The organism is Blautia sp. Sow4_E7, assembly GCF_052116245.1.
Lineage (GTDB): Bacteria > Bacillota > Clostridia > Lachnospirales > Lachnospiraceae > Blautia_A.
In genome coordinates this window covers 132,608-156,235 of the sequence record NZ_JBQKLL010000001.1, presented here as the reverse complement: position 1 = coordinate 156,235, position 23,628 = coordinate 132,608, and the positions used below count along the sequence as shown (strand labels likewise).

The 23,628-nt window shown below is 43.0% G+C and carries 23 protein-coding genes; 21 read left to right on the top strand and 2 right to left on the bottom strand.

Features of this window, described 5'->3' with window-relative positions; genetic code table 11:
- Nucleotides 1–18: 18 nt before the first annotated feature.
- Genes ACTQ50_RS00720 through ACTQ50_RS00700 form a run of 5 tightly spaced genes read left to right on the top strand, consistent with a single transcriptional unit; the run spans nucleotide 19 to nucleotide 2,508 of the window.
- On the top strand, nucleotides 19–708 hold the full coding sequence (locus ACTQ50_RS00720; protein WP_441482520.1) for a YoaK family protein: 690 nt from the start codon (nucleotides 19–21) through the stop codon (nucleotides 706–708).
- Nucleotides 680–1,387, top strand: a complete 708-nt coding sequence (locus ACTQ50_RS00715; protein ID WP_441482519.1) for a hypothetical protein — start codon at nucleotides 680–682, stop codon at nucleotides 1,385–1,387. Before ACTQ50_RS00720 ends, ACTQ50_RS00715 begins: the two co-directional genes overlap by 29 nt.
- Complete coding sequence (locus ACTQ50_RS00710) at nucleotides 1,384–1,800, top strand: sensor histidine kinase (protein ID WP_441482518.1); 417 nt, start codon at nucleotides 1,384–1,386, stop codon at nucleotides 1,798–1,800. Before ACTQ50_RS00715 ends, ACTQ50_RS00710 begins: the two co-directional genes overlap by 4 nt.
- Entirely contained in the window at nucleotides 1,782–1,988 is a 207-nt protein-coding gene (locus tag ACTQ50_RS00705; RefSeq protein WP_441482517.1) for a hypothetical protein, read from the top strand. Before ACTQ50_RS00710 ends, ACTQ50_RS00705 begins: the two co-directional genes overlap by 19 nt.
- Entirely contained in the window at nucleotides 1,957–2,508 is a 552-nt protein-coding gene (locus tag ACTQ50_RS00700; RefSeq protein WP_441482516.1) for a response regulator, read from the top strand. Before ACTQ50_RS00705 ends, ACTQ50_RS00700 begins: the two co-directional genes overlap by 32 nt.
- Nucleotides 2,509–2,739: 231 nt before the next feature.
- Here the strand turns inward: ACTQ50_RS00700 and ACTQ50_RS00695 are convergent, their stop codons facing one another.
- The gene (locus ACTQ50_RS00695) at nucleotides 2,740–4,131 is read right to left on the bottom strand and encodes a sodium-dependent transporter (RefSeq protein WP_441482515.1); all 1,392 of its coding nucleotides are present in this window, start codon (nucleotides 4,129–4,131) and stop codon (nucleotides 2,740–2,742) included.
- Between the two features lie 169 nt (nucleotides 4,132–4,300).
- On the opposite strand from ACTQ50_RS00695, the gene ACTQ50_RS00690 reads away from it, so the two are divergent.
- The 16 genes from ACTQ50_RS00690 to ACTQ50_RS00615 all read left to right on the top strand — a co-directional run bounded on the left by ACTQ50_RS00690 (nucleotide 4,301) and on the right by ACTQ50_RS00615 (nucleotide 22,301).
- The gene (locus ACTQ50_RS00690) at nucleotides 4,301–5,986 is read left to right on the top strand and encodes an AAA family ATPase (protein WP_441482514.1); all 1,686 of its coding nucleotides are present in this window, start codon (nucleotides 4,301–4,303) and stop codon (nucleotides 5,984–5,986) included.
- Between the two features lie 5 nt (nucleotides 5,987–5,991).
- The gene (locus ACTQ50_RS00685; protein ID WP_295278943.1) at nucleotides 5,992–6,267 is read left to right on the top strand and encodes a metal-sensing transcriptional repressor; all 276 of its coding nucleotides are present in this window, start codon (nucleotides 5,992–5,994) and stop codon (nucleotides 6,265–6,267) included.
- A gap of 259 nt (nucleotides 6,268–6,526) precedes the next feature.
- Nucleotides 6,527–7,321, top strand: a complete 795-nt coding sequence (locus ACTQ50_RS00680) for an HAD-IIA family hydrolase (protein ID WP_342978925.1) — start codon at nucleotides 6,527–6,529, stop codon at nucleotides 7,319–7,321.
- 98 nt (nucleotides 7,322–7,419) lie between these two features.
- Complete coding sequence (locus ACTQ50_RS00675; RefSeq protein WP_441482513.1) at nucleotides 7,420–8,544, top strand: ABC transporter ATP-binding protein; 1,125 nt, start codon at nucleotides 7,420–7,422, stop codon at nucleotides 8,542–8,544.
- 63 nt (nucleotides 8,545–8,607) lie between these two features.
- Nucleotides 8,608–9,465, top strand: coding sequence for a carbohydrate ABC transporter permease (locus ACTQ50_RS00670; protein ID WP_342978927.1), 858 nt, complete (start codon nucleotides 8,608–8,610; stop codon nucleotides 9,463–9,465).
- The gene (locus ACTQ50_RS00665) at nucleotides 9,465–10,388 is read left to right on the top strand and encodes a carbohydrate ABC transporter permease (RefSeq protein ID WP_342978929.1); all 924 of its coding nucleotides are present in this window, start codon (nucleotides 9,465–9,467) and stop codon (nucleotides 10,386–10,388) included. The genes ACTQ50_RS00670 and ACTQ50_RS00665 overlap by 1 nt, the downstream gene beginning before the upstream one ends.
- Nucleotides 10,389–10,523: 135 nt before the next feature.
- Nucleotides 10,524–11,849: an ABC transporter substrate-binding protein gene (locus tag ACTQ50_RS00660; protein WP_441482512.1), complete on the top strand. Its 1,326-nt coding sequence runs from the start codon at nucleotides 10,524–10,526 to the stop codon at nucleotides 11,847–11,849.
- Between the two features lie 241 nt (nucleotides 11,850–12,090).
- Nucleotides 12,091–12,822 (top strand): glycerophosphodiester phosphodiesterase, encoded by a 732-nt coding sequence (locus ACTQ50_RS00655; RefSeq protein ID WP_441482511.1) that lies wholly within the window; start codon nucleotides 12,091–12,093, stop codon nucleotides 12,820–12,822.
- Nucleotides 12,823–12,895: 73 nt separating this feature from the next.
- Nucleotides 12,896–13,888 (top strand): LacI family DNA-binding transcriptional regulator, encoded by a 993-nt coding sequence (locus ACTQ50_RS00650; RefSeq protein ID WP_441482510.1) that lies wholly within the window; start codon nucleotides 12,896–12,898, stop codon nucleotides 13,886–13,888.
- 190 nt (nucleotides 13,889–14,078) lie between these two features.
- Nucleotides 14,079–15,416: an ABC transporter substrate-binding protein gene (locus tag ACTQ50_RS00645; protein WP_441482509.1), complete on the top strand. Its 1,338-nt coding sequence runs from the start codon at nucleotides 14,079–14,081 to the stop codon at nucleotides 15,414–15,416.
- A 23-nt stretch (nucleotides 15,417–15,439) separates the two neighbouring features.
- Nucleotides 15,440–16,318 (top strand): carbohydrate ABC transporter permease, encoded by an 879-nt coding sequence (locus tag ACTQ50_RS00640; RefSeq protein WP_441482508.1) that lies wholly within the window; start codon nucleotides 15,440–15,442, stop codon nucleotides 16,316–16,318.
- Nucleotides 16,318–17,154 (top strand): carbohydrate ABC transporter permease, encoded by an 837-nt coding sequence (locus tag ACTQ50_RS00635; protein WP_441482507.1) that lies wholly within the window; start codon nucleotides 16,318–16,320, stop codon nucleotides 17,152–17,154. The genes ACTQ50_RS00640 and ACTQ50_RS00635 overlap by 1 nt, the downstream gene beginning before the upstream one ends.
- A gap of 18 nt (nucleotides 17,155–17,172) precedes the next feature.
- Nucleotides 17,173–18,849, top strand: a complete 1,677-nt coding sequence (locus ACTQ50_RS00630; RefSeq protein ID WP_441482506.1) for an alpha-glucosidase — start codon at nucleotides 17,173–17,175, stop codon at nucleotides 18,847–18,849.
- Nucleotides 18,850–19,170: 321 nt separating this feature from the next.
- Nucleotides 19,171–20,019: a hypothetical protein gene (locus ACTQ50_RS00625; protein WP_441482505.1), complete on the top strand. Its 849-nt coding sequence runs from the start codon at nucleotides 19,171–19,173 to the stop codon at nucleotides 20,017–20,019.
- A 246-nt stretch (nucleotides 20,020–20,265) separates the two neighbouring features.
- A complete protein-coding gene (locus tag ACTQ50_RS00620) occupies nucleotides 20,266–22,134 on the top strand; it encodes a heavy metal translocating P-type ATPase (RefSeq protein WP_441482504.1) in 1,869 nt (622 codons plus the stop codon).
- Entirely contained in the window at nucleotides 22,134–22,301 is a 168-nt protein-coding gene (locus ACTQ50_RS00615; RefSeq protein ID WP_441482503.1) for a hypothetical protein, read from the top strand. Before ACTQ50_RS00620 ends, ACTQ50_RS00615 begins: the two co-directional genes overlap by 1 nt.
- A 221-nt stretch (nucleotides 22,302–22,522) precedes the next feature.
- Here the strand turns inward: ACTQ50_RS00615 and ACTQ50_RS00610 are convergent, their stop codons facing one another.
- Nucleotides 22,523–23,404, bottom strand: coding sequence for a LysR family transcriptional regulator (locus ACTQ50_RS00610; RefSeq protein ID WP_441482502.1), 882 nt, complete (start codon nucleotides 23,402–23,404; stop codon nucleotides 22,523–22,525).
- Nucleotides 23,405–23,628: the final 224 nt, after the last annotated feature.

Below are 23,628 nucleotides of genomic sequence, written 5' to 3'. Positions count from 1 at the left end.
TGAAAGAAGGAGCTTATTATGGACCATCATAGAAGGGTACAGACCTCAGAAGCATTCATAAACAGTGCATTTCTTGCAGTGTCAGGAGGATTTCAGGATGCCTATACCTACTTTACTCGCGACGGCGTATTTTCCAACGCCCAGACCGGAAACGTGGTACTGATGAGTGAGCGGTTTATGAACGGTGAAGTGAAGGCAGGCCTGCATTACCTGATCCCCCTGTCCGCATTCTTCCTTGGAGTTTTGTTAGCGGAATGCATCCAGGACAAATTCCGCTACGCCAAACGCCTTCACTGGCGCCAGGGAATTCTTCTGGTAGAAATCATCCTGCTGTTTCTGGTAGGCTTCATCCCAGGAAACCTGAACGTACTAGCCACCACCCTGGTATCCTTTTCCTGCGCCCTTCAGGTGCAGACCTTCCGAAAAGTAGAAGGAAACGCCTACGCCAGCACTATGTGCATCGGAAACTTAAGGAGCGGTACCGCAGCCCTTTCCGCCTACATGCGGGAAAGAAAGCCGCGTCTGCTTCACCAGGCATCATGCTACTTCGCCATCATCCTCTTGTTCGCCATCGGCGCAGGAGTTGGCGGCAGACTTTCCCTGGCCTACGGTGTAAGAGCCATCTGGGTATCCAGCATCCTGCTTCTCATCAGCTTCCTCTTAATGTTCATCGAGGAGATTGAAGAAGCAGAACATCACTGGCAGTAAAAGAACGGCTTCTATCAGAAACATAAAAAATACAGAATTTACAAAACGGAATCTTCAGAGATGCAATGTCTTAGCGAAATCACATTGCCCGGATGGAGGTTCCGTTTTTTCATGTTTTCTGGATATTACAGAGAATAAACAGCTTCAGTCCATCAACGATACACTGGAAAATCAGAACCATGTGATCAGCGGACTTTCCAGAGAGTACTCCGCTGTATGGTATATTACCAACAACGGCAGAACCAGTGTGAAATTTCAAAATAACGGACAAATCGGTGTGGCTGGTGAGGCAAGATTTTCTGATAAAAAAGAAATTGACTACAGCGTAGGCATGCAGGAGTATATTGACCATTACATCTGTGAAGACATCCGGGAAGAATTTGCCCAGAAGGTTGCTTACGAAACGGTCCAGCAGGAAATCCGGAAGCAGCCTGTTTACAGTGTAACCTACAGAAGTGCTTATCAGGGAAAAGAAGAATATTTCCAGGCAAACTTCACGGCTACAGATGGCGGGGAAAGCAATGATTTCGTAGTTGGTTTTAAGAATGTCAACGATATGATGCTTGCGGAAATGCAGAAAAACGAGGCTCTTGCTACAGCCCTTGCAGCAGCAGAGCACGCCAACCGGGCCAAGACCCAGTTCCTCAACAACATGTCCCATACATCCGTACCCCTATGAACGCCATCATAGGTTTTACCTCCCTGGCTGGCTCCCACATTGACAATAAAGAACTGCTGAAAGAGTATCTGAAGAAGATTGGAACTTCAAGTGAGCATCTTCTTTCCCTGATCAATGATGTGCTGGATATGAGCCGCATTGAGAGCGGAAAAGTAAAGATTGACGAAAATCCCCTTCATCTGCCGGAACTGCTGAATGATATCCGAACCATCATCCAGCCTACAGTCAGCTCCAAGCAGCTGGATTTCCTCATTGATACCGTAGATGTGGTGGATGAGGATATGATTGCAGACAAGCTGAGATTAACCCAGGTTCTTTTGAACATTCTGGGAAATGGCGTGAAATTTAATAAAACCGGCGGCATGCTCAGTTTAAGGATCAAACAGGAGAAAAAGTGGTATATCAGAAAATAGAAAAGCTTCAGGGACTGAAAGTTCTGGTTGCAGATGACGATACAGATACCTGCATCAGCATTTCCAAGATGCTTACAGAGATCGGTATGCGCTCCGAGTGGACTGTCTCCGGAAAAGAGGCTGTGATCCGGGCTAAGCTTGCCACGGAGATCGGGGATGAATTCCATCATCATCCTTACCGCCTATGACTGGTCAGACGTGGAGGAAGAGGCAAAAGAAGCGGGGGTTACCGCTTTTTGTTCCAAGCCATTGTTTATGTCTGAGCTTAGGAACATATTGTCCCAGCCGGTTCTGGTAAAGGAGGAAGAAAAGAAGGAAGATTTTGATTGTACCGGAAAGAAGATCCTTCTGGTGGAGGACAATGAACTGAACCAGGAAATTGCACAGACCATTCTGGAAGATGCCGGTTTTTCAGTAGAGACTGCCAATGATGGTGTGATCGCCGTAGAAAAAATAAGACAGGCGAAAAATAGGGATTATGATCTGATCTTAATGGACATCCAGATGCCGATCATGAATGGTTACGAAGCCACCAGGGAGATCCGCTCCCTGAAGTCTGAACTGACTACCATCCCGATCATCGCCATGACTGCCAACGCCTTTGGGGAAGACCGTGAAAAGGCCCTGGCCAGCGGCATGAACGGCCACCTGGCCAAACCTGTGAACCCGGATACTCTGGTGAAGATGATACAGAAAGTTATGAAATAAAACAAAAGAAGCATATATTGTGCTATAGAGAAAGAGTGGGGCTGATTACCTTTTGAATCACAGCCTCACTCTTCCTTTTTCGCGACCGTCGAGCCAAAGTCCGTGCTTGCATGAGACCTTGGCGTTTGCTGCGATAATGAGAAAAAATCGCAGAGCTTGTTTGCGCGTTGATATTTATGGGACAGGTGAATTTTACCCCATACTTGCACGCGACCTTGGCATTTGTCTCATTTAAGATAAAATCCCAGTAGATTGTAAAAACAGAATAAACATCATAACCGGCGCAACGAAGCGGATCATGACACGGTATAATTTCTTTCTCCGGAACTTATCTCCGCTTCGTTCCATCTCGTCAATGACATAATCCGGCGTTACGATCCAGCCAATGAGAATAGTGGAAAGCAGTGCAATGAAAGGCATCATAACACTGTTGCTGATGTAATCCATAATGTCAAGAAGCTGTCCAACAGAACCGTTTGGAAGCTTTACTTCCACATAGAAAATGCTGTATCCCAAAGCGATGACAGCAGAAGCGGCAAGGTAGATTGCAGATAAAACCAGGACTGTTTTCTTGCGGCTGGTATGGAAAATTTCCATGCAGTTTGCGGTGATGGATTCCAGTACGGAAATACAGGAAGACAAGGTCGCAAAAATAGCAGTCACGAAAAACAGGATTCCTACGAAGGTACCAGCTTTTCCCATAGCGGAAAATACCTTTGGCAGGGAAATGAACATCAGGCTTGGTCCAGCCCCCATTCCCTCTGTACCGGAAAATACATATACAGCCGGAATGATCATGGCACCTGCAAGAAAGGCAACGCCGGTATCAAAAATTTCGATCTGGTTGATCGCTTTGTTTAAGTTTACCTCAGGTTTTACATAAGAACCGTAGGTGATCATAATTCCCATGGACACGCTGAGTGAGAAAAATAACTGGCTCATGGCATCCAGCAGGATCTGCAAAAAGCGCTGCACCGTCAGTCCACTAAAGTCCGGTGTCAGGTAGTAAAGAAATCCCTGCCATCCTGTATGCACCTGACCAGAAGCATCTGTATGAGAAAGTGTCAGCGAGTAAACTGCAATCACCACAACCAGAACCAGCAGGATGGGCATCATCCATTTGGATACCTTTTCGATGCCTTTTTCCACGCCATTGTACACGATGAAAGCAGTGACACCCATGAACAGCAGTGCAAAGATCACCGGTGAAGTGGAAGAGGTGATAAAGGATGTAAAATAGTCATCTGCGGCAGCGGCCTGTGCCTGTCCGGTTACATATACCACTGCATATTTGGTGATCCATCCGCCGATCACCGCGTAATAGGTCATGATCAGTACTGGTACCAGGAAGGTAAGGATGCCCAGGAACTTCCACTTAGGACGCATCTGGGTATAGGCTCCGATGGCACTCTTCTGTGTGCGCCGTCCGATGGCAATATCAGAGGTGAGAAGGGTAAATCCGAAGGTTAATACCAGGATCAGATAGACAATTAAAAATAAGCCGCCTCCATCTTTTGCGGCAAGATATGGGAATCGCCAAAGATTTCCCACTCCCACAGCACTTCCGGCTGCGGCCAGGACAAAACCAAGCTGCCCTGAAAAATGATTCGATTTCTTTTCCATTACATTTGTTTCCCCCTTAATGTTGTAAGAATATGATAACATATGGTAAGATAATAGTAAAACAAATACGCAGATTTTTTCTGAATACACCGAGTTGATAACTTGTAAATTAAGGACATAAATGTTAAAGTAGAGGCATAAATGTTTGGGAAAGGAGGCATACCGCAATATGAAACCGGTTATTTCGATTGGAAATCAGGACTTTGGTTCTATTAGAGAAAATAGGTATTTCTATGTGGACAAGACTGATTTTATCCGCGAATGGTGGGAAAACGGAGATGTGGTAACTTTGATCACCAGACCGCGCCGTTTTGGAAAAACTTTGAATATGAGTATGCTGGAATACTTCTTTTCTAATCAGTACGCCGGATATGGCAGATATTTTGAGAATCTGCATATCTGGGCGAATGAGAAATATCGGGAATTGCAGGGAAGCTATCCTGTTATTTTTATCAGCTTTGCCTCTGTAAAAGGAAAAACATATGAGGACTCCAGAATGGGAATCATACAGGTTCTGATGGACTTGTATGCAAAGTATGATTTTTTAAGAACATCTTCTGCATTAAATAAAAAAGAAAAGGCATATCTGGATTATATAAAAGAAGATGTTTCTGATTCTGTGGCAGGGCTTGCACTTTATCGGCTTGCGCTATGTCTGACGAAACATTATGACCGAAAAGTCCTTATTTTTCTGGATGAATATGACACTCCTCTTCAGGAAGCCTATGTAAATGGATATTGGAACGAATTAACAGCGTTTTTGCGCGGGCTTTTTAACTCAGCTTTTAAGACGAATCCATATCTGGAAAGAGGAATCCTCACAGGAATTACCAGAATATCCAAGGAATCCATTTTTTCAGATCTGAATAATCTGGAAATCGTTACAACAGGTTCGCGGAAATATGAGACTACTTTTGGTTTTACTGAGGAAGAAGTGGAACAGATTCTGACAGAATTTAATTGTGCAGACAAGCTGGAACAGATTCGATACTGGTATGATGGCTTTCATTTTGGCAGCCGCACAGATATCTATAATCCGTGGTCCATTACCAAGTTTCTGGATACCGGGAAGTTTGAGAATTTCTGGGCCAACACCAGCTCGAACAGTCTGGTTGGCAAACTGATCCAGGAAGGTTCCCCGGATATTAAAATCGAAATGGAAGATCTTCTTGCAGGAAAAACAATTGCATCTCCAATAGAAGAGGAACTGGTATTTGATCAGCTTCAGGAAAGCGATTGTGCAGTCTGGAGTCTGCTTTTGGCCTCCGGCTATTTGAAAGCGGACCATATTCCGGAAAATGGAGAAGAAGTATATCTGCTTTCTATTACCAACCATGAAGTGCGAAATATGTTCCGAAAAATGATTCGCAGCTGGTTCCAGAAATCCAATGTACGTTATAATGATTTTATTAAGGCACTGTTGGCTGATGATGTAGATTACATGAATGAATACATGAACCAGATTTCCCTCCAGACGTTCAGCTCTTTTGACACAGGAAAAAAGACCTCAGAAGAAGCTGAACCAGAACGATTTTATCATGGATTCGTGCTTGGACTGATTGTAGACCTTGGTGGAAGATATCTGATAACTTCCAACCGTGAAAGTGGCCTTGGCAGGTATGATGTAGTTCTGGAGCCTACGGATAAGAAGGAAAATGCCTATATATTTGAATTTAAAGTCCGGCAGGCTGTGAAGGAGAAAACCCTGGAAGATACAGTGGAAAACGCTTTAAACCAGATTAAAAATAAAAGATATGATCAGGATTTGAAATCCCGGGGGATTCCAGAAGAGAATATCCATCATTACGGATTTGCCTTTGAGGGGAAAAAAGTACTGATCAGAAAGGATGTATAACACAAATGAGACAATGTATGGATTCCGAAAACCTGCATCGCAGGTTGAAAAAAATAATCGGCCAGGTACAGGCCATTGACCGTATGATCGACGAGGACGTTCCCTGTGAGGACGTGCTCTCCCAGATCAACGCTGCCAAATCTGCCCTCCACGGCTGCGGAAAAGTGGTGTTAGAAGGCCACATCAAGCACTGTGTCCGCGATGGCATCGAACACGGTGACGCGGATAAAACTATTGAGAGCTTTACGAAAGCTGTGGAACGTTTTTCCAATATGAGCTAAGGACGGCTTGAAAAACCTCAATGTGCGTTTGATTTCGTTATTTTTACCCGAATTTAACATGGACAGATGAATGTAAAAAATCACGGTGAAGAGCCGTGATTTTTTTTGCCTGAATTTAACATCCATTTGACACAACTAAGATTGTTAAGGAGACCTGAAAAATTTTATAATACCATTGTGTCAGGGAGCGGCTGGAGTTACTGGCTGGAAGGCACAGTAACCCATCTGCAGCAGGATGGAAAGAGGAGAATATATTTTTATGCATCACGATCTTGCATCAATGATAAAAGAAAAGAAATTATTCCTTTTGGATATTGACGGAACAGTAGCACTTGGAAGTGAAATTCTACCGGGCGCCGCAGACTTTCTCCGAACAGTGAGAGACAGCGGCGGAATGCTCCGTTTCCTTACAAATAATTCTTCCAAAGCAGCAGAAGATTATGTAGGGCAATTCCGGGAATGGGGAATTGAGACAACTGAAAAAGAGTTTGTTACAGCAGGAACCTACGCCAGAGATTTTCTGAAAAAATACTATAGAAACGAGAAAATACTGGTAGCAGCCACAGAGACTTATTGTAAAGAATTAGAAAAAGCAGGACTGAATATTACCTGCCAGGCCGGGGAGGATGTGGACTGTGTGCTTTGTGCTTACGATACAGAGCTGACTTACGAAAAGCTGGTTCAGGTATGCCGGCAGCTTACCAAGACAAAGGTTCCCTGGTTTGCCACAAACCCGGATCTTCGCTGTCCCATTGATTTCGGAATGGTTCCGGACTGTGGATCCATCTGCAAAATGATCACCGCCTCCGTTGGAAGAGAACCGGAATACATCGGCAAACCGGCACCTGGAATGGTGTACGCCTGTCTGGAAGAGACCGGCTGCACTCCTAAGCAGACACTTCTCATCGGGGACCGGATCTACACAGATATGGAATGCGGCAAAAGGGCTGGAATCGACAGCTGTCTGGTACTGACCGGGGAAGGCACAGCAGAAGAGTGGAAAAATGGTTTCCAGTGCCCGTCGCTGGGAAAACTGGCAGGGTATCTGATGTAGAAAACTAATCAGCAGAACATTTGCTGTATAAGTGAAGATAGATATCAGATCAACGGTTCCGCTTTACCACAATAGAAGGAGAGGAAAAGAATAACAACATGTCGGAAATAATGCTAAAAGACATCTGCAAAAGCTACGAAAATGGCTTCCACGCAGTCAATGAATTTAATCTGGAAATAGAAAAAGGCGAGTTTATTGTATTTGTCGGTCCATCTGGCTGTGGAAAATCCACAACCCTTCGAATGATTGCCGGTCTGGAGGATATCTCAGACGGAGAACTGTGGATCGGAGACAGGCTGGTCAATTATCTGGAGCCAAAAGAGAGAGACCTGGCAATGGTTTTCCAGAGCTACGCTCTTTATCCCCAGATGAACGTATATGACAACATTGCATTTTCCTTACAGGTAAGAAAAGTGCCAAAAAAAGAAATTAACGAGAAGGTTCACAAGGTAGCCGGACTTCTGGGACTTGAAAATCTTCTGAAACAAAGACCGAAGAACCTTTCCGGCGGACAGCGCCAGCGTGTTGCAATCGGAAATGCCATTATCCGGGAACCGAAGGTGCTTCTCATGGATGAGCCCCTTTCCAATCTGGATGCCAAGCTTCGTACCCAGATGCGCGTGGAACTGGCAAACATCCATAAATCCCTTGGAAATACCATTATCTACGTAACACACGACCAGACAGAGGCCATGACATTAGGCGACCGGATCGTGGTTATGAACCATGGTCTGATCCAGCAGGCAGACACCCCACAGAGCCTTTATGAATATCCTGTAAACCGTTTCGTGGCAGGCTTCATTGGTTCTCCATCCATGAACTTCCTCCAGGCCCGTGTCTGGGAAGAAAAGAATGAAAAGGTGTTTGAACTGGAAGAGGACGCAGCCATTACTATTCCGGATTTCCTGTGGAAGCCCCTTCGGAAAAAGGGATACTTTGGAAAAAATATCGAGCTGGGTATCCGCCCGGAGCATTTCCTGGAAAAGCCTGCATCCGGCGATGTATTCAGCGAGTGGAAAATCGAAGTAACTGTCACCGCCAGAGAACTTCTTGGAGCAGAGGTGATCCTGCATTTCAGTTACATGGGCCAGGACTGCTGCGCAAAGGTTTCCGGAGACAGTACCCTGGATAAAGGGGATAAAGTAACACTCTGGATCGATATGGAGCGCATCTGTATGTTTGACATGGGAAATCAGAAAAACATACTGCTGTGTGAGCCGTAACCGAAACTCACAGCCATAGATACAGAGGTTTATCATAACACAAAAAGGAAGGAAGTTTATTTCATGAAAAAGTTAAAAAACGCAGGTGCCTACTGGTACCTGGTGCCAAGTTTCCTTATTTTTGGAATCTTCCTGTTTTTTCCGTTTTTCAAAACTTTATATTTAAGTCTTTTTAAAACGAATAAAATGGGACAGGCAAAATTATTTGTAGGACTGGGAAATTATCAGGAGCTGCTTCAGTCTTCCTCATTTTGGAACAGTCTTACCGTAACCCTGATCTTTGTTGTGATCGTAGTAGCGGTCAGCATGTTTCTTGGACTGGTTACCGCCATGCTTTGCAACAAAACATTTCCTGGAATCCGTTTTTTCAGTACAGCGTATGCCCTGCCAATGGCAATTGCTTCCAGTTCAGCCGCAATGGTTTTCAAGATCATGCTTCACCCTTCTGTTGGAATTATCAACAAGATTTTTAATCTGGATATCAACTGGGTCAGTGATCCGAAATATGCGCTGATCTGTGTGGCAGTTCTCACAGCATGGCTGAACACCGGAATCAATTTCCTGTATTTTTCCGCAGGTCTCAGCAACATTGATGAAACCATTTACGAGCGAGCTTCTGTAGACGGGGCAAGTGCTTTCCAGCAATTTTACCGCCTTACACTTCCCGGTCTGGCACCTATGATGTTCTATACCCTGGTAGTAAACATTATCCAGGCCTTCCAGTCCTTTGGACAGGTAAAGATCCTGACTGAGGGAGGCCCTGGAGAGTCTACCAACCTGATCGTATATTCTATTTACCGGGATGCATTCTTTAATTACCGTTTCGGAAGTGCTGCAGCCCAGTCAGTGGTACTGTTCCTGATCGTGCTGGTACTCACACTGATCATGTTTAAGATTGAGAAAAAAGGAGTGAAATACTAATGTCACAGACCATCAGCATTACCACTGAAAAAGAAAAACAAATGGCACTGGAACGCCAGAAGTTCCAGGAAACAAAGGCAAAAATGCTGGCCCAGCAGAAATATAAAAGAGCAGCGAAAACAGCCGGACACATTGCACTGAATATTGTAGTGACATTTATTGTCCTGGCACCGCTTTTATATGCCATCAGCATTGCATTCATGCCATCTGGTGAGCTTTTTACCATGGAAATGAACATTCTGCCAAAGAATCCAACCTTGGAAAACTTTATCCAGGCCTTACATAAAGTTCCCCTTGTACGTTTTGTAGTGAACTCTTTTCTGGTAGCAGGCCTGATCACCTTCGGGCAGATCATTTCCTGCTCCCTGGCAGCCTTTTCCTTCTCCTTTCTGGATTTCAAGGGAAAAAATGTGCTGTTCATGCTGGTAATGGCAACCATGATGATTCCCGGAGAGGCGACCATCATTTCCAATTACCTGACTGTCAGCAGCTGGCACTGGCTGGATTCCTACAAGGTACTGATCATTCCGTATCTGACTTCTGCAATGGGAATTTTCCTGTTCAGACAGTTTTACCTTAGCTTCCCGATCTCCCTTTATGAGTCGGCGAAGATCGACGGCTGCTCCAATCTGCGCTTTATCTGGCAGATCCTGATGCCGCTGACAAAATCAGCAATGGGAGCTATGGCGGTTTACACCTTTATCAATGCATGGAACATGTATATGTGGCCGCTGCTTGTAACCGGATCCGACAAAATGCGTACTGTCCAGATCGGTATCGGTATGCTGGACAGCGTGGACTCCCAGTCTATCACCCTGATGATCGCTGGTGTTGTCCTGATCATCCTTCCGTCCATTTCCATATTTATTGCAGGACAGAAGCAGCTGATCCGTGGTATGTTCTCAGGTGCCGTAAAAGGCTGAGAAATAGATGTTACTGTTTACGAGAAAATATGGACTGTGGTGTGAATCAGTCAATGTGTTTGTTGTAAACGGCAGCAAAAAGATGAAAACTGAATAGAGAAGAAAAAAATCGAAGAGAGACGAAAGAGGTAGAAGATGAAAAGAAAATTACTTACCTTAGTAACCGCAGCAACCTTACTTGGAAGTGTTTTACCAGTGAACTGCATGGCAGCAGCCGCAGATATCCCGGAAGGAACTACCATCTCATTCTGGCACGCAATGGGCGGTGTAAATGGTGAGGCACTTGATTATCTGGTAAATAAATTTAACGAAGAAAATGAATTTGGAATTACTGTAGATTCCCAGTATCAGGGTTCCTACGACGACGCCATCAACAAACTGAAAAGTGCACAGCTTGGAAACATGGGCGCAGATCTGGTACAGGTTTATGATATTGGAACACGATTCATGATCGATTCCGGCTGGGTGATTCCAATGCAGGATATGATTGATGCAGAAGGATACGATGTATCTGATCTGGAGGCAAACATTACGGCATATTACACGGTTGATGATGAGTTATATTCCATGCCGTTTAACTCCTCCACACCGATCCTGTATTACAACAAGGATATGTTTGATGCAGCAGGCATCACTGAGATTCCCACAAGCCTGGAGGGGATTGCCGGTATCTCAGATGACCTTGTAAACAAAGGCGGCGCAGGGGAAGCCTTATCTATGGGAATTTACGGATGGTTCTTCGAGCAGTTTATGTGCAAACAGGGACTGGAATATGTAGACAACGGAAACGGACGTGAGGGCGCCGCTACAAAAGTGGTATTTGATGAGAATGGCGGAGCGTTGAACATTTTAAATGAGTGGAAATCCCTTTATGATGCAGGCTATGCACCAAATGTAGGACGGGGCGGGGATTCTGGTCTGGCTGATTTTTCTGCTGGAAAAGCAGCTATGACATTAGGCTCTACTGCTTCCCTGAAACAGATCCTTCAGGATGTAAATGGTTCCTTTGAGGTTGGTACTGCATACTTCCCATCTATTACAGATGGAGATCAGGGCGGTGTTTCCATCGGCGGTGCTTCCCTGTGGATGCTTGACAACCAGGATGAGGCAAAGAAAGCTGCAACCTGGGAATTCGTAAAATTCCTTGTATCTGCAGAATCCCAGGCATACTGGAATGCACAGACCGGTTATTTCCCAGTTACCACAGCTGCACATGACGAGCCGGTATTCAAAGACAACATTGCACAGTATCCGCAGTTCCAGACCGCAATCGACCAGCTTCATGACTCTGCGCCGGAGTATGCAGGCGCTCTTCTCAGCGTTTTCCCGGAGGCACGTTCTATTGTAGAAACTGAGATCGAGAACATGCTGAACGGCAATGAGACAGCAGAAGAGGCTGTGGAGAAGATGGCTTCTGATATGAATAAGTCTATTGAGGAATACAACCTATTAAATGAGTAATCTTATTCGAAAAATGTATAATAGGTGATAAAACACGAGCAGGGGACGGCACAGCTGGTTCCCTGTTCATGTTATTATTTACGAGGGAAACACGCTAAGGTACAGGTTTGCACGAAATATCTTTTGAAATTTGTATGGAGTGTTTTTATAGTTGATAACAGCTAGGAGCAGTAGTTTTTAGAACTATTGAGATGTTTATTTAAGATTTTTCAGGCAAAGAAATGGAAAGGAAATTTGAAAGATGGAAAAAGGAAGAGAAACAAAAGTATGGGCACACAGAGGTGCCAGCGGTTACAGACCTGAAAACACCATGGAGGCCTTTGAGCTTGCCATAAGACAGGGAGCTGACGGTATTGAGCTTGATGTACATACAAGTGCAGACGGCCAGCTGATCGTTATTCATGATGAAACCGTAGACCGTGTTACAGATGGAACCGGTCTTGTAGGAGAAAAAACACTGAAAGCGTTGAAAGAACTGAAAGTCAGTACATCCGCTGAGCCAGAAGGAATCTACAGAATCCCGACTCTTCAGGAGGTATTGGACCTGATGCGCACCACCGATATGATGGTGAATATCGAACTGAAAAACAGCATCTGTTTTTACCCGGGAATGGAAGAAAAGGTTCTGAAAGCAGTGAAAGAGATGAAAATGGAAGAGCAGTTGATTTATTCTTCCTTCAATCATTACAGCCTGTTAAAAATGAAACAGCTTGACAGCCAGGTACAGACTGGTATTCTTTTCAGTGATGGCTGGGTAAATCCTGCCATGTATGCAAAAAAACTGGGGATTAACGCAGTCCATCCTGCCGTTTATCATCTGAAATACCCTCAGTTCCGCGAAGAAGTAAAACGCGCCGGCCTGAAAATGCATGTCTGGACCGCCGATAAGCCGGAACATATCCAGCTTGTAAAAGAAGCCGGAGCCGAAGCTGTGATCACGGATTATCCGGATAGAGCGATTGCGTTGGTATAAAAATTTCGGTTTGAAAAATAAAACAGATTGTGCTATACTCCTTATGAAACAAGTTTCATAAGGAGTGCTTTTTATGGCAAGTATAAGAGATGTAGCAAAAGAAGCTGGTGTGGCAAGCTGTACAGTTTCAAGAGTATTAAATGGAACGGCAAAGGTAGCACCAGAAACTCAGAAAAAAATAGAAGACGCAATGAAAAAATTAAACTATGTGCCCAATGAACTGGCGCGTGGAATGTTCAAGGGAAAATCAAACACCATTGCCATGCTGGTACCAAATATCCAGCATCCCTGGTTTTCTTCCTTGGCCTCAGCAATTGAGCGGATTTTATATAAACAGGGGTACAAACTTATGCTGTTCAGCACGGATGATAAGAAAGACAGGGAAAAAGAGTGTTTTCAGACCCTGAAATCAAACATCGTGGATGGAATTATTTGCGGAACATCAACCATGTCGGCTTCCGAGTACAAAAAAGTGGAAAAGCCAATGGTTATGTTAGACTATAAGGTGGGAGAACATTTTCCTGTTATTGTATCAGATCATGCTATGGGAGCAGAACTGGCTGCAAAGGAGTTTATAAATAGTGGCTGTCATTATGTGATCCATATATCGGGAAATCGAAGGGATAAGAATATTATGTCTTTCCAAAGTCACGAAGTACTGGATCAAAAACTAAAGGAAGCAGGAATAAGATCCAGAAGAGTTGAGATTTGTTGGAACGATTTTGATTTCAGCGGTTATTTTGAACTTGCAAAATGTATTCTTGAAGAGTATCCGGATGTGGACGGTGTCATGGCAGCAGATATTCCGGCAACTGCTTTTTTGAAAGCAGCCCTTGCAATTGGAAAAAAACTTCCCGAGGACCTGGCAATTGTGGCGTATGATGGAACCTTTGTGACGAAAACCTGCACCACACAGATGACCACCATCTGTCAGCCCTATGAAGAGATTGCACAAAAAGCAGTGGAGTATCTGATGAAGGGATTACATCAGGAAATGAAAATAGAGCAGTCTCCAGGTGAAATTATTTTGCCTGTAAAGCTGGAAAAGGGAATAACCACGAAATAAAAAGAAGAGGCTTTCTGAAATGTAAAAATATTATGAGAAAATATATTTTTCAGTTCAGAAAGCTCTTTTTTTTATAAAAAAAGTCCTTGACGAAACATGTTTCATATGATATTGTATAGCCATGAATGAAACATGTTTCACACGATCGAAACTATCACTTTTAAGAAAAGATTATTATGAGGAGGAAGAAATGAGAAAAAAATTATTCAGCGCAGTATTGATTTCAGCTATGACAATGGGATTATTAGCAGGATGCGGTTCAGATGATGGATCTGACCAAGTACAGACTGCAGAGAGTAACGAAGCTGCACAGACAGAGACTACACAGACATCAAGCGGTGGTAAGACAAAGATCCGTGTTTATATCGGAGGTGACAACGCAGATCTAAATGCTCAGCTTGTAGATGAATTTAATGCACAGAGCACAGATGCAGAAGCAGAAATTGTTACATTGACAGATGGACAGAGTGGATATCAAATGCTTACCGTTATGTATAATTCAAACAGTGCACCAAATGTATTTTTCTTGGAATCTGGTGATGTGAATAAGCTTCAGGATAAGCTGGCAGATCTGTCCGATATGGAATGTATCAAGAATGCATCTGAGGGAACTTTGGATGACGTAACTTATGATGAGAAAATCCTTGGAGTTCCGGTGAAAACACAGGCATATGGAATTATCTATAATAAGACAACCCTTTCCAAGCTGCTTGGTGATGACTTTGATGTAGACAGTATTCAATCACTAGATGACTTCACAAATGTATGTGACGAATTGGAGAAAAAAGATGTTGCACCTACGGTGATCAGCCCATATAACTGGTCTCTCGGAAATCACTATTTTAACATGGTATATTCCGGACAGGATGACCCGGATGCATTTGTAACATCCCTGAAAGAGGGAACTGCAGATCTGGTCAATAATGATGTGTTCAATAGTTATATGGATACTTTTGATACATTGATGAAGTACAATTATTATAAAGATAATCCGTTGGAAGATGTTGCAGATGAGGCTGTGAAGCAGTCACAGACATTATATACTGAGCAATCCGTATTCTGGTTCCAGGGCAGCTGGGAATCAAGTGTGATCCGTCAGCTGGATACAGAAAATGAGTATGGATTTATTCCGGTTCCGCTGGCATCTGAAGATGAGAACAATTACGGAAAAATCTGTTCACTTGTACCAGGGTATTTCTGTGTAGACACAGCTTGTGCTACAGAGGAACAACAGGCAGCAGCTAAAGAATTTATTGAGTTTGCAACCCAGTCCGAAGAAGGACAGCAGTATGTGGTGGATGATGGAAATATTCCGGCATATACAAATAACGATAAAGAGATGACAGAGAGCCTTGTAAAATCTGCATATGAATATATCGCAGATGGCAATTCTTTACCTATGTATACGAAATATCCAGCAGATCATTATGAAAAAGTAGGAAACCTGATGCAGCAGTACTTAGCTGGTGAAATAGACCGTGAAGGACTGGCTTCCGGAATTGAGGAATACTGGAAGGGACAGGAATAGAGCTTGATGAGAAGAGGGAAACTATGAAGAGTAAGAGAGCAAGAAATATAAGAAGATTTATCTGTTTTGCAGGACCGGCACTTTTCTTTTTCTTTGCAATTATAGGTGCAGCATTTGTAAGTGGTGTACAGTTAAGCTTTACAGACTGGAACGGATTATCTGATTCCTACCAGTTTGTAGGGCTTCAGAACTTCATCAATGCCTTTAAGGATACAGAATTTATCACATCGCTATTAAAGACATTTCAGTATGTTTTATTCGTAGTTGTGATTACCAATATTGTAGCTTTTTTCATTGCATATGAACTTACAAGAGGAATCAAGGCACAGGGCGTTTTCCGCGTAGGATTCTTTACACCAAACCTGATCGGTGGAGTTGTATTAGGACTTATCTGGAAATTTGTTTTTTCCACAGCACTTCCCACTATTGGGAACCTGTTAAATATAGATTTTTTACAGAAAAATCTGTTAAGTCAGCCTGGTACAGCTTTTGGCTCACTGATTGCAGTTGCCGTATGGCAGTTAGCAGGTTATCTGATGCTGATTTATATGGCTGGAATCGTTGGACTTCCAAAGGATGTGTTGGAAGCCGCCAGGCTGGATGGTTCAACTGGTCTGAAAGAATTGCGCTACATCATCATGCCACTGATCATGCCATCTATCACAGTTTGCGGATTCATGTCAATTAAAGCTGCATTTATGGCATATGATGTAAATATGTCACTGACAAATGGCGGACCTTTTGCTTCTACAAAGCTTGTTGCAATGCAGGTATATGAAAGGGCATTTACATCCCAGCAGTATGGAGTAGGACAGGCAGAGGCATTGATTCTGTTCGCAATTGTTGTAGTGATCACTTTGACACAGGTTGGACTATCCAAGAGTAAGGAGGTTGAAGCGTAATGAAAAAGAATATGAAAAAAAGCAATATCAGCCAACCGCTCATTTATGTATTGTTTTCCATTTTGCTGGTTATCTTTCTGGTCCCCTTTTTCCTTGTTCTGTTAAACAGCTTTAAGGGAAATAAAGAAATTATATTAGATCCGCTGGCATTACCGGAAAAGCTTAATATTGCAGGTTATATGAAAGCTTTTTCTGCAATGAATTACCTGCAGACATTCCGTAATTCCTTGATCATCACGGTATTAAGTATTGTTTTAATCATTTTATTTGCAGTGATGTGTGCCTATTTCTTTGCACGAAACAACTGGAAAATTAACAGGATCCTGTTTATGATCATGGTTGCATCTATGATCATTCCGTTCCAGACGATCATGATTCCAATTGTAAAGAACTTTTCTGCAATTAATGCCGTAGATAATATTTTTATGGTGGTTGTATTTTACATAGGGGCACATATTTCCATGGCAGTATTTATGCTTCAGGGATTTATAAAAAATATTCCGGTGGAACTGGATGAGGCTGCCAGAATCGACGGATGCAGTGAGTTTCAGATTTTGTTTAAGATTATTTTTCCCTTATTGAAACCTATTATTTCTACAGTGGCAGTGCTGGATATTCTGGCAATCTGGAATGATTTCCTGCTTCCATATATCCTGCTTCAGAGCAACAAATTAAAAACATTGCCGCTTATGACATATTCTTTCTTTGGGCAATATTCTGTAGATTATTCACTGGTGTGTTCCGGACTGATCATGTCAATCCTTCCGGTTATCATTATTTACGCATTTTTGCAGAAACAGATCATTGATGGTGTGGTTGCAGGTGCTATTAAGTAAGAGAGGTGCAGTAAGATTATGAAAGAAAAGTGGTGGAAAAATACAGTTGTATATCAGATTTACCCCAAAAGCTTTCAAGATACCAATGGGGATGGAATCGGAGATCTGAGGGGGATTATTCGGAGACTGGATTATATAGAAAAACTTGGAGCTGACACCATCTGGTTATGTCCTATTAATGTATCCCCAATGATGGATAATGGTTACGATATTGCGGATTATTATAATGTAGATCCAAGTTTTGGAACCAATGAAGATCTGGAAGAACTGGTGGAAGAGGCGAAAAAGCGGGGAATAAAAGTATTGATGGATCTGGTGGTAAACCACTGCTCCAATGAACATGAGTGGTTCAAGGCAGCAGTGAAAGATCCGGAGAGTAAATATGCTTCTTATTTTATCATAGAAGAGACTGCTGGAAAAGAACCGAACAATATGCGATGCTACAATGCCACAAGTGCTTGGGAGCGAATTAGGGACAGCAATCGTTTTTACTTCCATTCTTTTTCCAAGGAGCAGCCGGATCTGAATTGGGAAAATCCAGAGCTTCGAAAAGAAATCATTGAGATGATGAAATTCTGGCAGAAAAAAGGAATTGCCGGATTCCGGATTGATGCAATTGGAAATATCAAGAAATCCAGGGAGGCATTGGAACAAAAGCCGATCCCCGCAGATGGCTCAGACGGCATGGCGTCTATGGAAAATCATGTGCTGATGCAGGACGGAATTGAAGATTATCTTCAGGAGCTAAAGGAAGAAGTATTCGACAAATATGATATGATGACCGTTGCTGAGGTTGGAGTACCGGAAGAGAAAATGGAGCGCTTTATTGGGGAAGACGGGCTTTTTTCCATGGTATTTGACTTCACCTACACAGACATGGATATTGAGAAACGAAACGGAAAAGAATGGAAAAGACAGTGGTCTGTAAAGGAACTGAAGGAACGGATTTTTAAGAGTCAGGCAGCAATCCAGAAGCATGGCTGGGGAAGTCCTTATCTGGAAAATCATGATCAGCCCCGTTCCGTCGACAAATATGTTCCGAAAGCGGAGATTGGTTATGAAAGCAAGACTGCACTTGGCGCGTTGTATTTCTTCCTGCGTGGAACCCCCTTTATTTATCAGGGACAGGAAATAGGAATGGAGAATTATCCATTTAAAGATGCCAGTGAACTTCGGGATCCATTTGCAATTGACCGCTATGAGCAGAGCATAAAAGATGGGGAAGACACGGGAAAAGACATGGAATATTTCCGCGCAAGGGGCAGAGACAACAGCAGAACTCCTATGCAGTGGGATGATTCTTCTTATGCTGGTTTTTCAGAGAAAGAGCCGTGGATTTCCGTAAATCCAAATTATAAAGCAATTAATGTAAAGTCTCAGGTTGAAGAACAGCATAGTGTATATCATTTTTACCAAAAAATGGTGAGCCTGCGTAAAGATCCAGAATATGGAGGAACACTGACATTTGGCGATTTTGAAGCAATTGAAACAGAAAAGGGCACGTTGATTGGTTATAGAAGAACCGATGAAAAATATGAGATTACAGTCTGGATAAATTTCTGCAATGAGACAAGCGACCTGCCAGAGGCAGCAGAGGAGAAGCATATTTTGCTGAATAATAGAACAGAAGTATTAACAGGTAAATTATTACCATATCAGACAATTATGACGGTGAAAGAAAAACAGAATAAATAATGCAAAAAACGGAATCTTTGAAGGGGGATTCCGTTTTTCGCATGAGGATAATTGGGGGAAATTATCCTTAAGTAATAAAGTAAAAAATAGATAAAAATAAATATAGTACTTGTAAATCAGCACTGACAATGTTACTATTATAAAAAGCATATTTCTCATATAGTTCATGGCATATCTGCCATCTGATTCATCTAATTGCATTTCAGAAATTCATGCTTTGAAACCCATTAAAATTCAAAAAGCAGGAGTTCTGAAAGTAATTGCCGGACAGTAAGTGTAAGTTGTATTTTCTGACTCCTGTCTGAAAAGGAGGACCAGCTTATGGTAAACAGAAACTACAAGGATACTATATTCAGAATGCTCTTTTCCGACCGGGAAAATCTGCTTTCGCTTTATAATGCGATTAATGGAACATCCTATGATAATCCGGAAGAGTTGGAAATTGTGACACTTGAGAATGCTATTTATATGGGAATGAAAAATGATCTGGCATTTATTATTGACACGAATCTTTTCCTGTATGAACACCAGTCAACTTACACACCGAACATGCCCCTACGGGATCTTTTCTATATCTCAGCAGAATACCAGAAGCTGGTGAATCAGAAGTCTCTGTATTCGTCAGCGTTGCAGAAAATTCCAGCACCGAATTTTATTGTATTCTACAATGGAATGGATAAGAAAGAAGATAGATGGGAGAACTGCTTGTCAGAAGCGTACGAGAATTTGTTCGGTGAGCCGAAGTTGGAGCTAAAAGTAGTAACTTTAAATATTAATGAAGGCAGAAACCATGAATTATTAGAGCAGTGCCAGACTTTAAGAGAATATGCAGCATATGTAGCACTAGTACGTAAATATGCAAAATCTATGGAATTAGAGGCAGCAGTGGAAAAAGCTGTAGACAAATGTATTCATGATGGAATTCTGGAAGAATTTCTTCAAAGGAATAGAGCGGAGGTTATCGCGGTGAGTATATTTGAGTATGACAAAGAAGAGGAAGAACGAAAGCTGAGAAAAGCCGAATTCGAAGCTGGAGAGCAGAGAGGTATACAATTGCGTGATAGGGAAATCGCACAGTCATTGGCCAAAAAAGGAATGTCTGCTGCAGAGATTGCAGATATTCTTGAAGTTAGTGAGAAATATGTTTCGGAAATGGTGAAAATGAAATAAAAGGTATAAACGCATAACATAAATACAATAGAACAATAATAGAAGAACAGGGTTCATTTTACAAAGCAAATCATTGGTACACATTTTTATGTGTCAGTTTGCATGTGGAATGTACCCTGTTTTTTGTATGCGTTGAAAAAAATTCTCAATTAGAAAACAAGAAACTGTAATTCAGCAACTTGATAACTTATACCCCTATAGGTATAATAAGCCTATACCTGGTATGGTATAGAAAAGAGGAAAATCATGAAAAATCTAATGGGAAAGTTAGAAGAGTTACTTGATCTTGGCGGGACCAAGAAGGATATTACCTTTCTGGTAATCTCTGGAATCGCCATTGTCTTAAGTCTGCTGGGAATCTCCCCCTTCCCTTTTGACATGTCCTGGATTGCCATTGTGCTGTGCGGACTTCCTATTATCCTGGAAGCCATCATTGGTCTGGTAACTGAATTCGACATTAAGGCAGACGTTCTTGTATCTCTGGCGCTGATCGCTTCCGTCTGTATCGGAGAAGATTTTGCAGCTGGAGAAGTGGCATTTATCATGCAGCTTGGCGGACTTCTGGAAGAGCTTACGGTAGCCAGGGCCAGAGCAGGAATTGAGAAGCTGGTCCACCTCACACCCCGGATCGCCAGGGTAATAAAAGACGGGAAAGAAAATATCATCCCTGCAGAAAAAGTTCAGGTAGGAGACATCCTTCGGGTACTTCCGGGTGAAGGGGTACCAGTAGATGGAATCATTATTTCCGGACAGACCTCTGTAAACCAGGCGGTTATGACTGGGGAATCCCTTCCGGTAGATAAGACGGTGGGAGATGAGGTATCCAGTGGAACGGTGAATCAGTTTGGAGCCTTCGAGATGAAAGCTTCCAAGGTTGGGGAAGACAGCTCCATTCAGCGAATGATCCGTCTGGTCCAATCAGCAGACGCTGGTAAGGCGAAGATCATAGGAATCGCAGACCGATGGGCTACCTGGATTGTGGTGATCGCGCTCACAGCCGCAGCCCTTACCTGGCTTATCTCCGGTCAGATCATCCGCGCGGTGACCATCCTGGTTGTATTTTGTCCATGCGCCCTTGTGCTTGCAACACCCACTGCAATTATGGCAGCTATCGGCAATGCCACCAAACACGGCTTTCTTGTTCGTGAAGGTGACGCCCTGGAACGGCTTGCCAGAGTAAATGTTATCGCATTTGACAAAACCGGAACTTTAACATACGGCACACCAAAGGTGACCGCAGCCGTCAGCAACAGTGAAAATTATAACAATAATGACATTTACAGATTGGCAGCATCTGCGGAACAGCTGTCGGAACATCCTCTTGGAAAGGCAATTGTGAATTGTTGTAAGAGAGAAGGAGCAGTGCTTTCCAAGGCAGAGGATTTCCAGATGATCCCTGGACGGGGTGTCTGTGCAGTGGTAGATGGGAAAAAGATTCTGGCTGGAAATCCGGAGCTGCTGAAAGAGAATGGTGTGGAAATACACTCTTTGGATCCAGAACAGTACATAAAAGCTGGCTGCACGGTTACCTATGTAGCAATTGACGGAGAATATGCAGGTTTCATAGCCCTTTCCGACACCCTTCGAGAAGAGAGTACCGGCATGATCGACGCACTTAACGGTCTTGGCGTTCAGCCAGTCCTTCTGACTGGTGACCACGAAAACGCGGCGAAAACTATCGCATCCCAGCTTCATATCAATGAAGTTCGCGCCAACTGTCTCCCGGAAGACAAGCTGAAATACATTGATACCTACCAGCAGGAAAACAAAATGGTCTGTATGATTGGTGACGGAATCAACGACGCCCCAGCCCTGAAGCGCGCAGAAGTAGGAATCGCCATGGGCGGCGTAGGAAGTGATATCGCAGTAGACGCAGCTGACATTGCCCTTGTGGACGATGAAGTAAAAGAACTTCCACACCTCATCGCTCTCTCCAAGCGTATGATGACTACCATCAAGCTGAATATGACCTTTTCTATGACCTTGAACTTTATCGCAATCGTACTGGCCATCACCGGAATCCTGAACCCCATCGTAGGCGCTCTCGTTCACAACGCGGGATCAGTACTGGTAATTACAAACTCAGCATTTTTATTGAAGTGGAGGAAAAAATAATGACAATCAAAGTAATTGGACTTATCATAGGAATCTTAATTCTCTGTGCCGAAATCTACTACCTCACCCAGGAGAAAGAAGACCCGGAATCCCGTAAGATTTATAGTATTGTAAGTGTAGTGGGAGTTGTGATCGCAATTGTGGCAGCAGTGTTTCTATTTATGTAACAAATCTTTTTTAAAGAAAATAACTATTACCAAAAAAATATGCCTGAAATGTATTCTCGACCGAAAGTAGGAAAACTTTCAAGAACTTTAATGCTTCAGAAGGCTTGGTTGGAATGCATTTCAGGCATATTCTATTTATATGGGAATAAGTCACATGTTACACTATGATTTATTTCATATAGAATCATTCAAAAAATCTATCATTCATTTCTATAACTTATTTATAATGTTACCCCTTCCAGTATAAACTGTCTGAATTCCCTTGCAGCTGGAGAAAGATAAGACCTGTCATTGCTGATCAGGTAGAAATTTCGTTCCCAGGCGGGATTGGAAATCTGCATGATCTTTACGTCCAGGCGGAGAAGCATTTCCATGTAGGGGACAACAGCAATACCAAATCCGTGCGCCACAAGTCCGGCGATTACGCTGTCTTCTTCTGTCTCGTAGGCGATTTGAGTCTCCTGCCCGATCTGTCGGAATAAGCCGTCAACTACGGAGCGAAGACCAGAGCCTTTTGCAAAATAGACCTGGGGGTAAGGAATAGTCTGTGCAAGATCAATGGTATGAAACTGTGCCAGAGGATGCTTTCTTGGAGTGATCAGCACCAGATCCTGCCGGTGTACTGGGATAGAGGTAAGCCCCAGATCAGCAGGTGGCTGGGAAGCGAAAACCAGGTCAAAACGTCTTGCAGTAAGCCCTTCGAGCAGCTGTCCTGTGGTTCCGGTATTAAAAGTAAAACGGATATTTTTCTCAGGGTACTGTTTCAAAAAACGCGCTGCAAGCTCGGGAACAAAGTCTTCTCCCAAGGTACGAAGAAGCCCCAGGCGGATCAGTCCCTCCCCACGTCCAACCCGCTGGAGTGCGTCTACTCCATTGTCCAGAGTCATAAGCGTCTGCTGTGCACAGGCGAGAAACTGCTCCCCATAATGTGTGAGCATAATGCTTTTTCCAACCTTCTCAAAAAGGGGAACTCCAAGCTCTGCCTCCATCTGTGAGATGGCATGGCTAAGGCTTGGCTGGGCGATGCAAAGGTGTTCTGCAGCTCGTGTATAATGTAGTGTTTGTGCTAATTCTGCAAAATATCGCAAATGTAGTAAATTCATATTCAATTCCCTCAACTATTCTTTCAATCAATGAAACAACTCTATTATAAACCTGTATATTCAAATAATCTATTGTTCTATAAGAAAAAATCAATTTGTCTTTTTTTTAACAACAAGTTAAAGTACAGGCATAGGTCGATGAGAAAAAAGTTTTAAAGGTCTTAAAAAACATGGAAAAATGTAAATGTCTCAATCTAAAAGAAGAGCTAACGGTATGGTGCGAA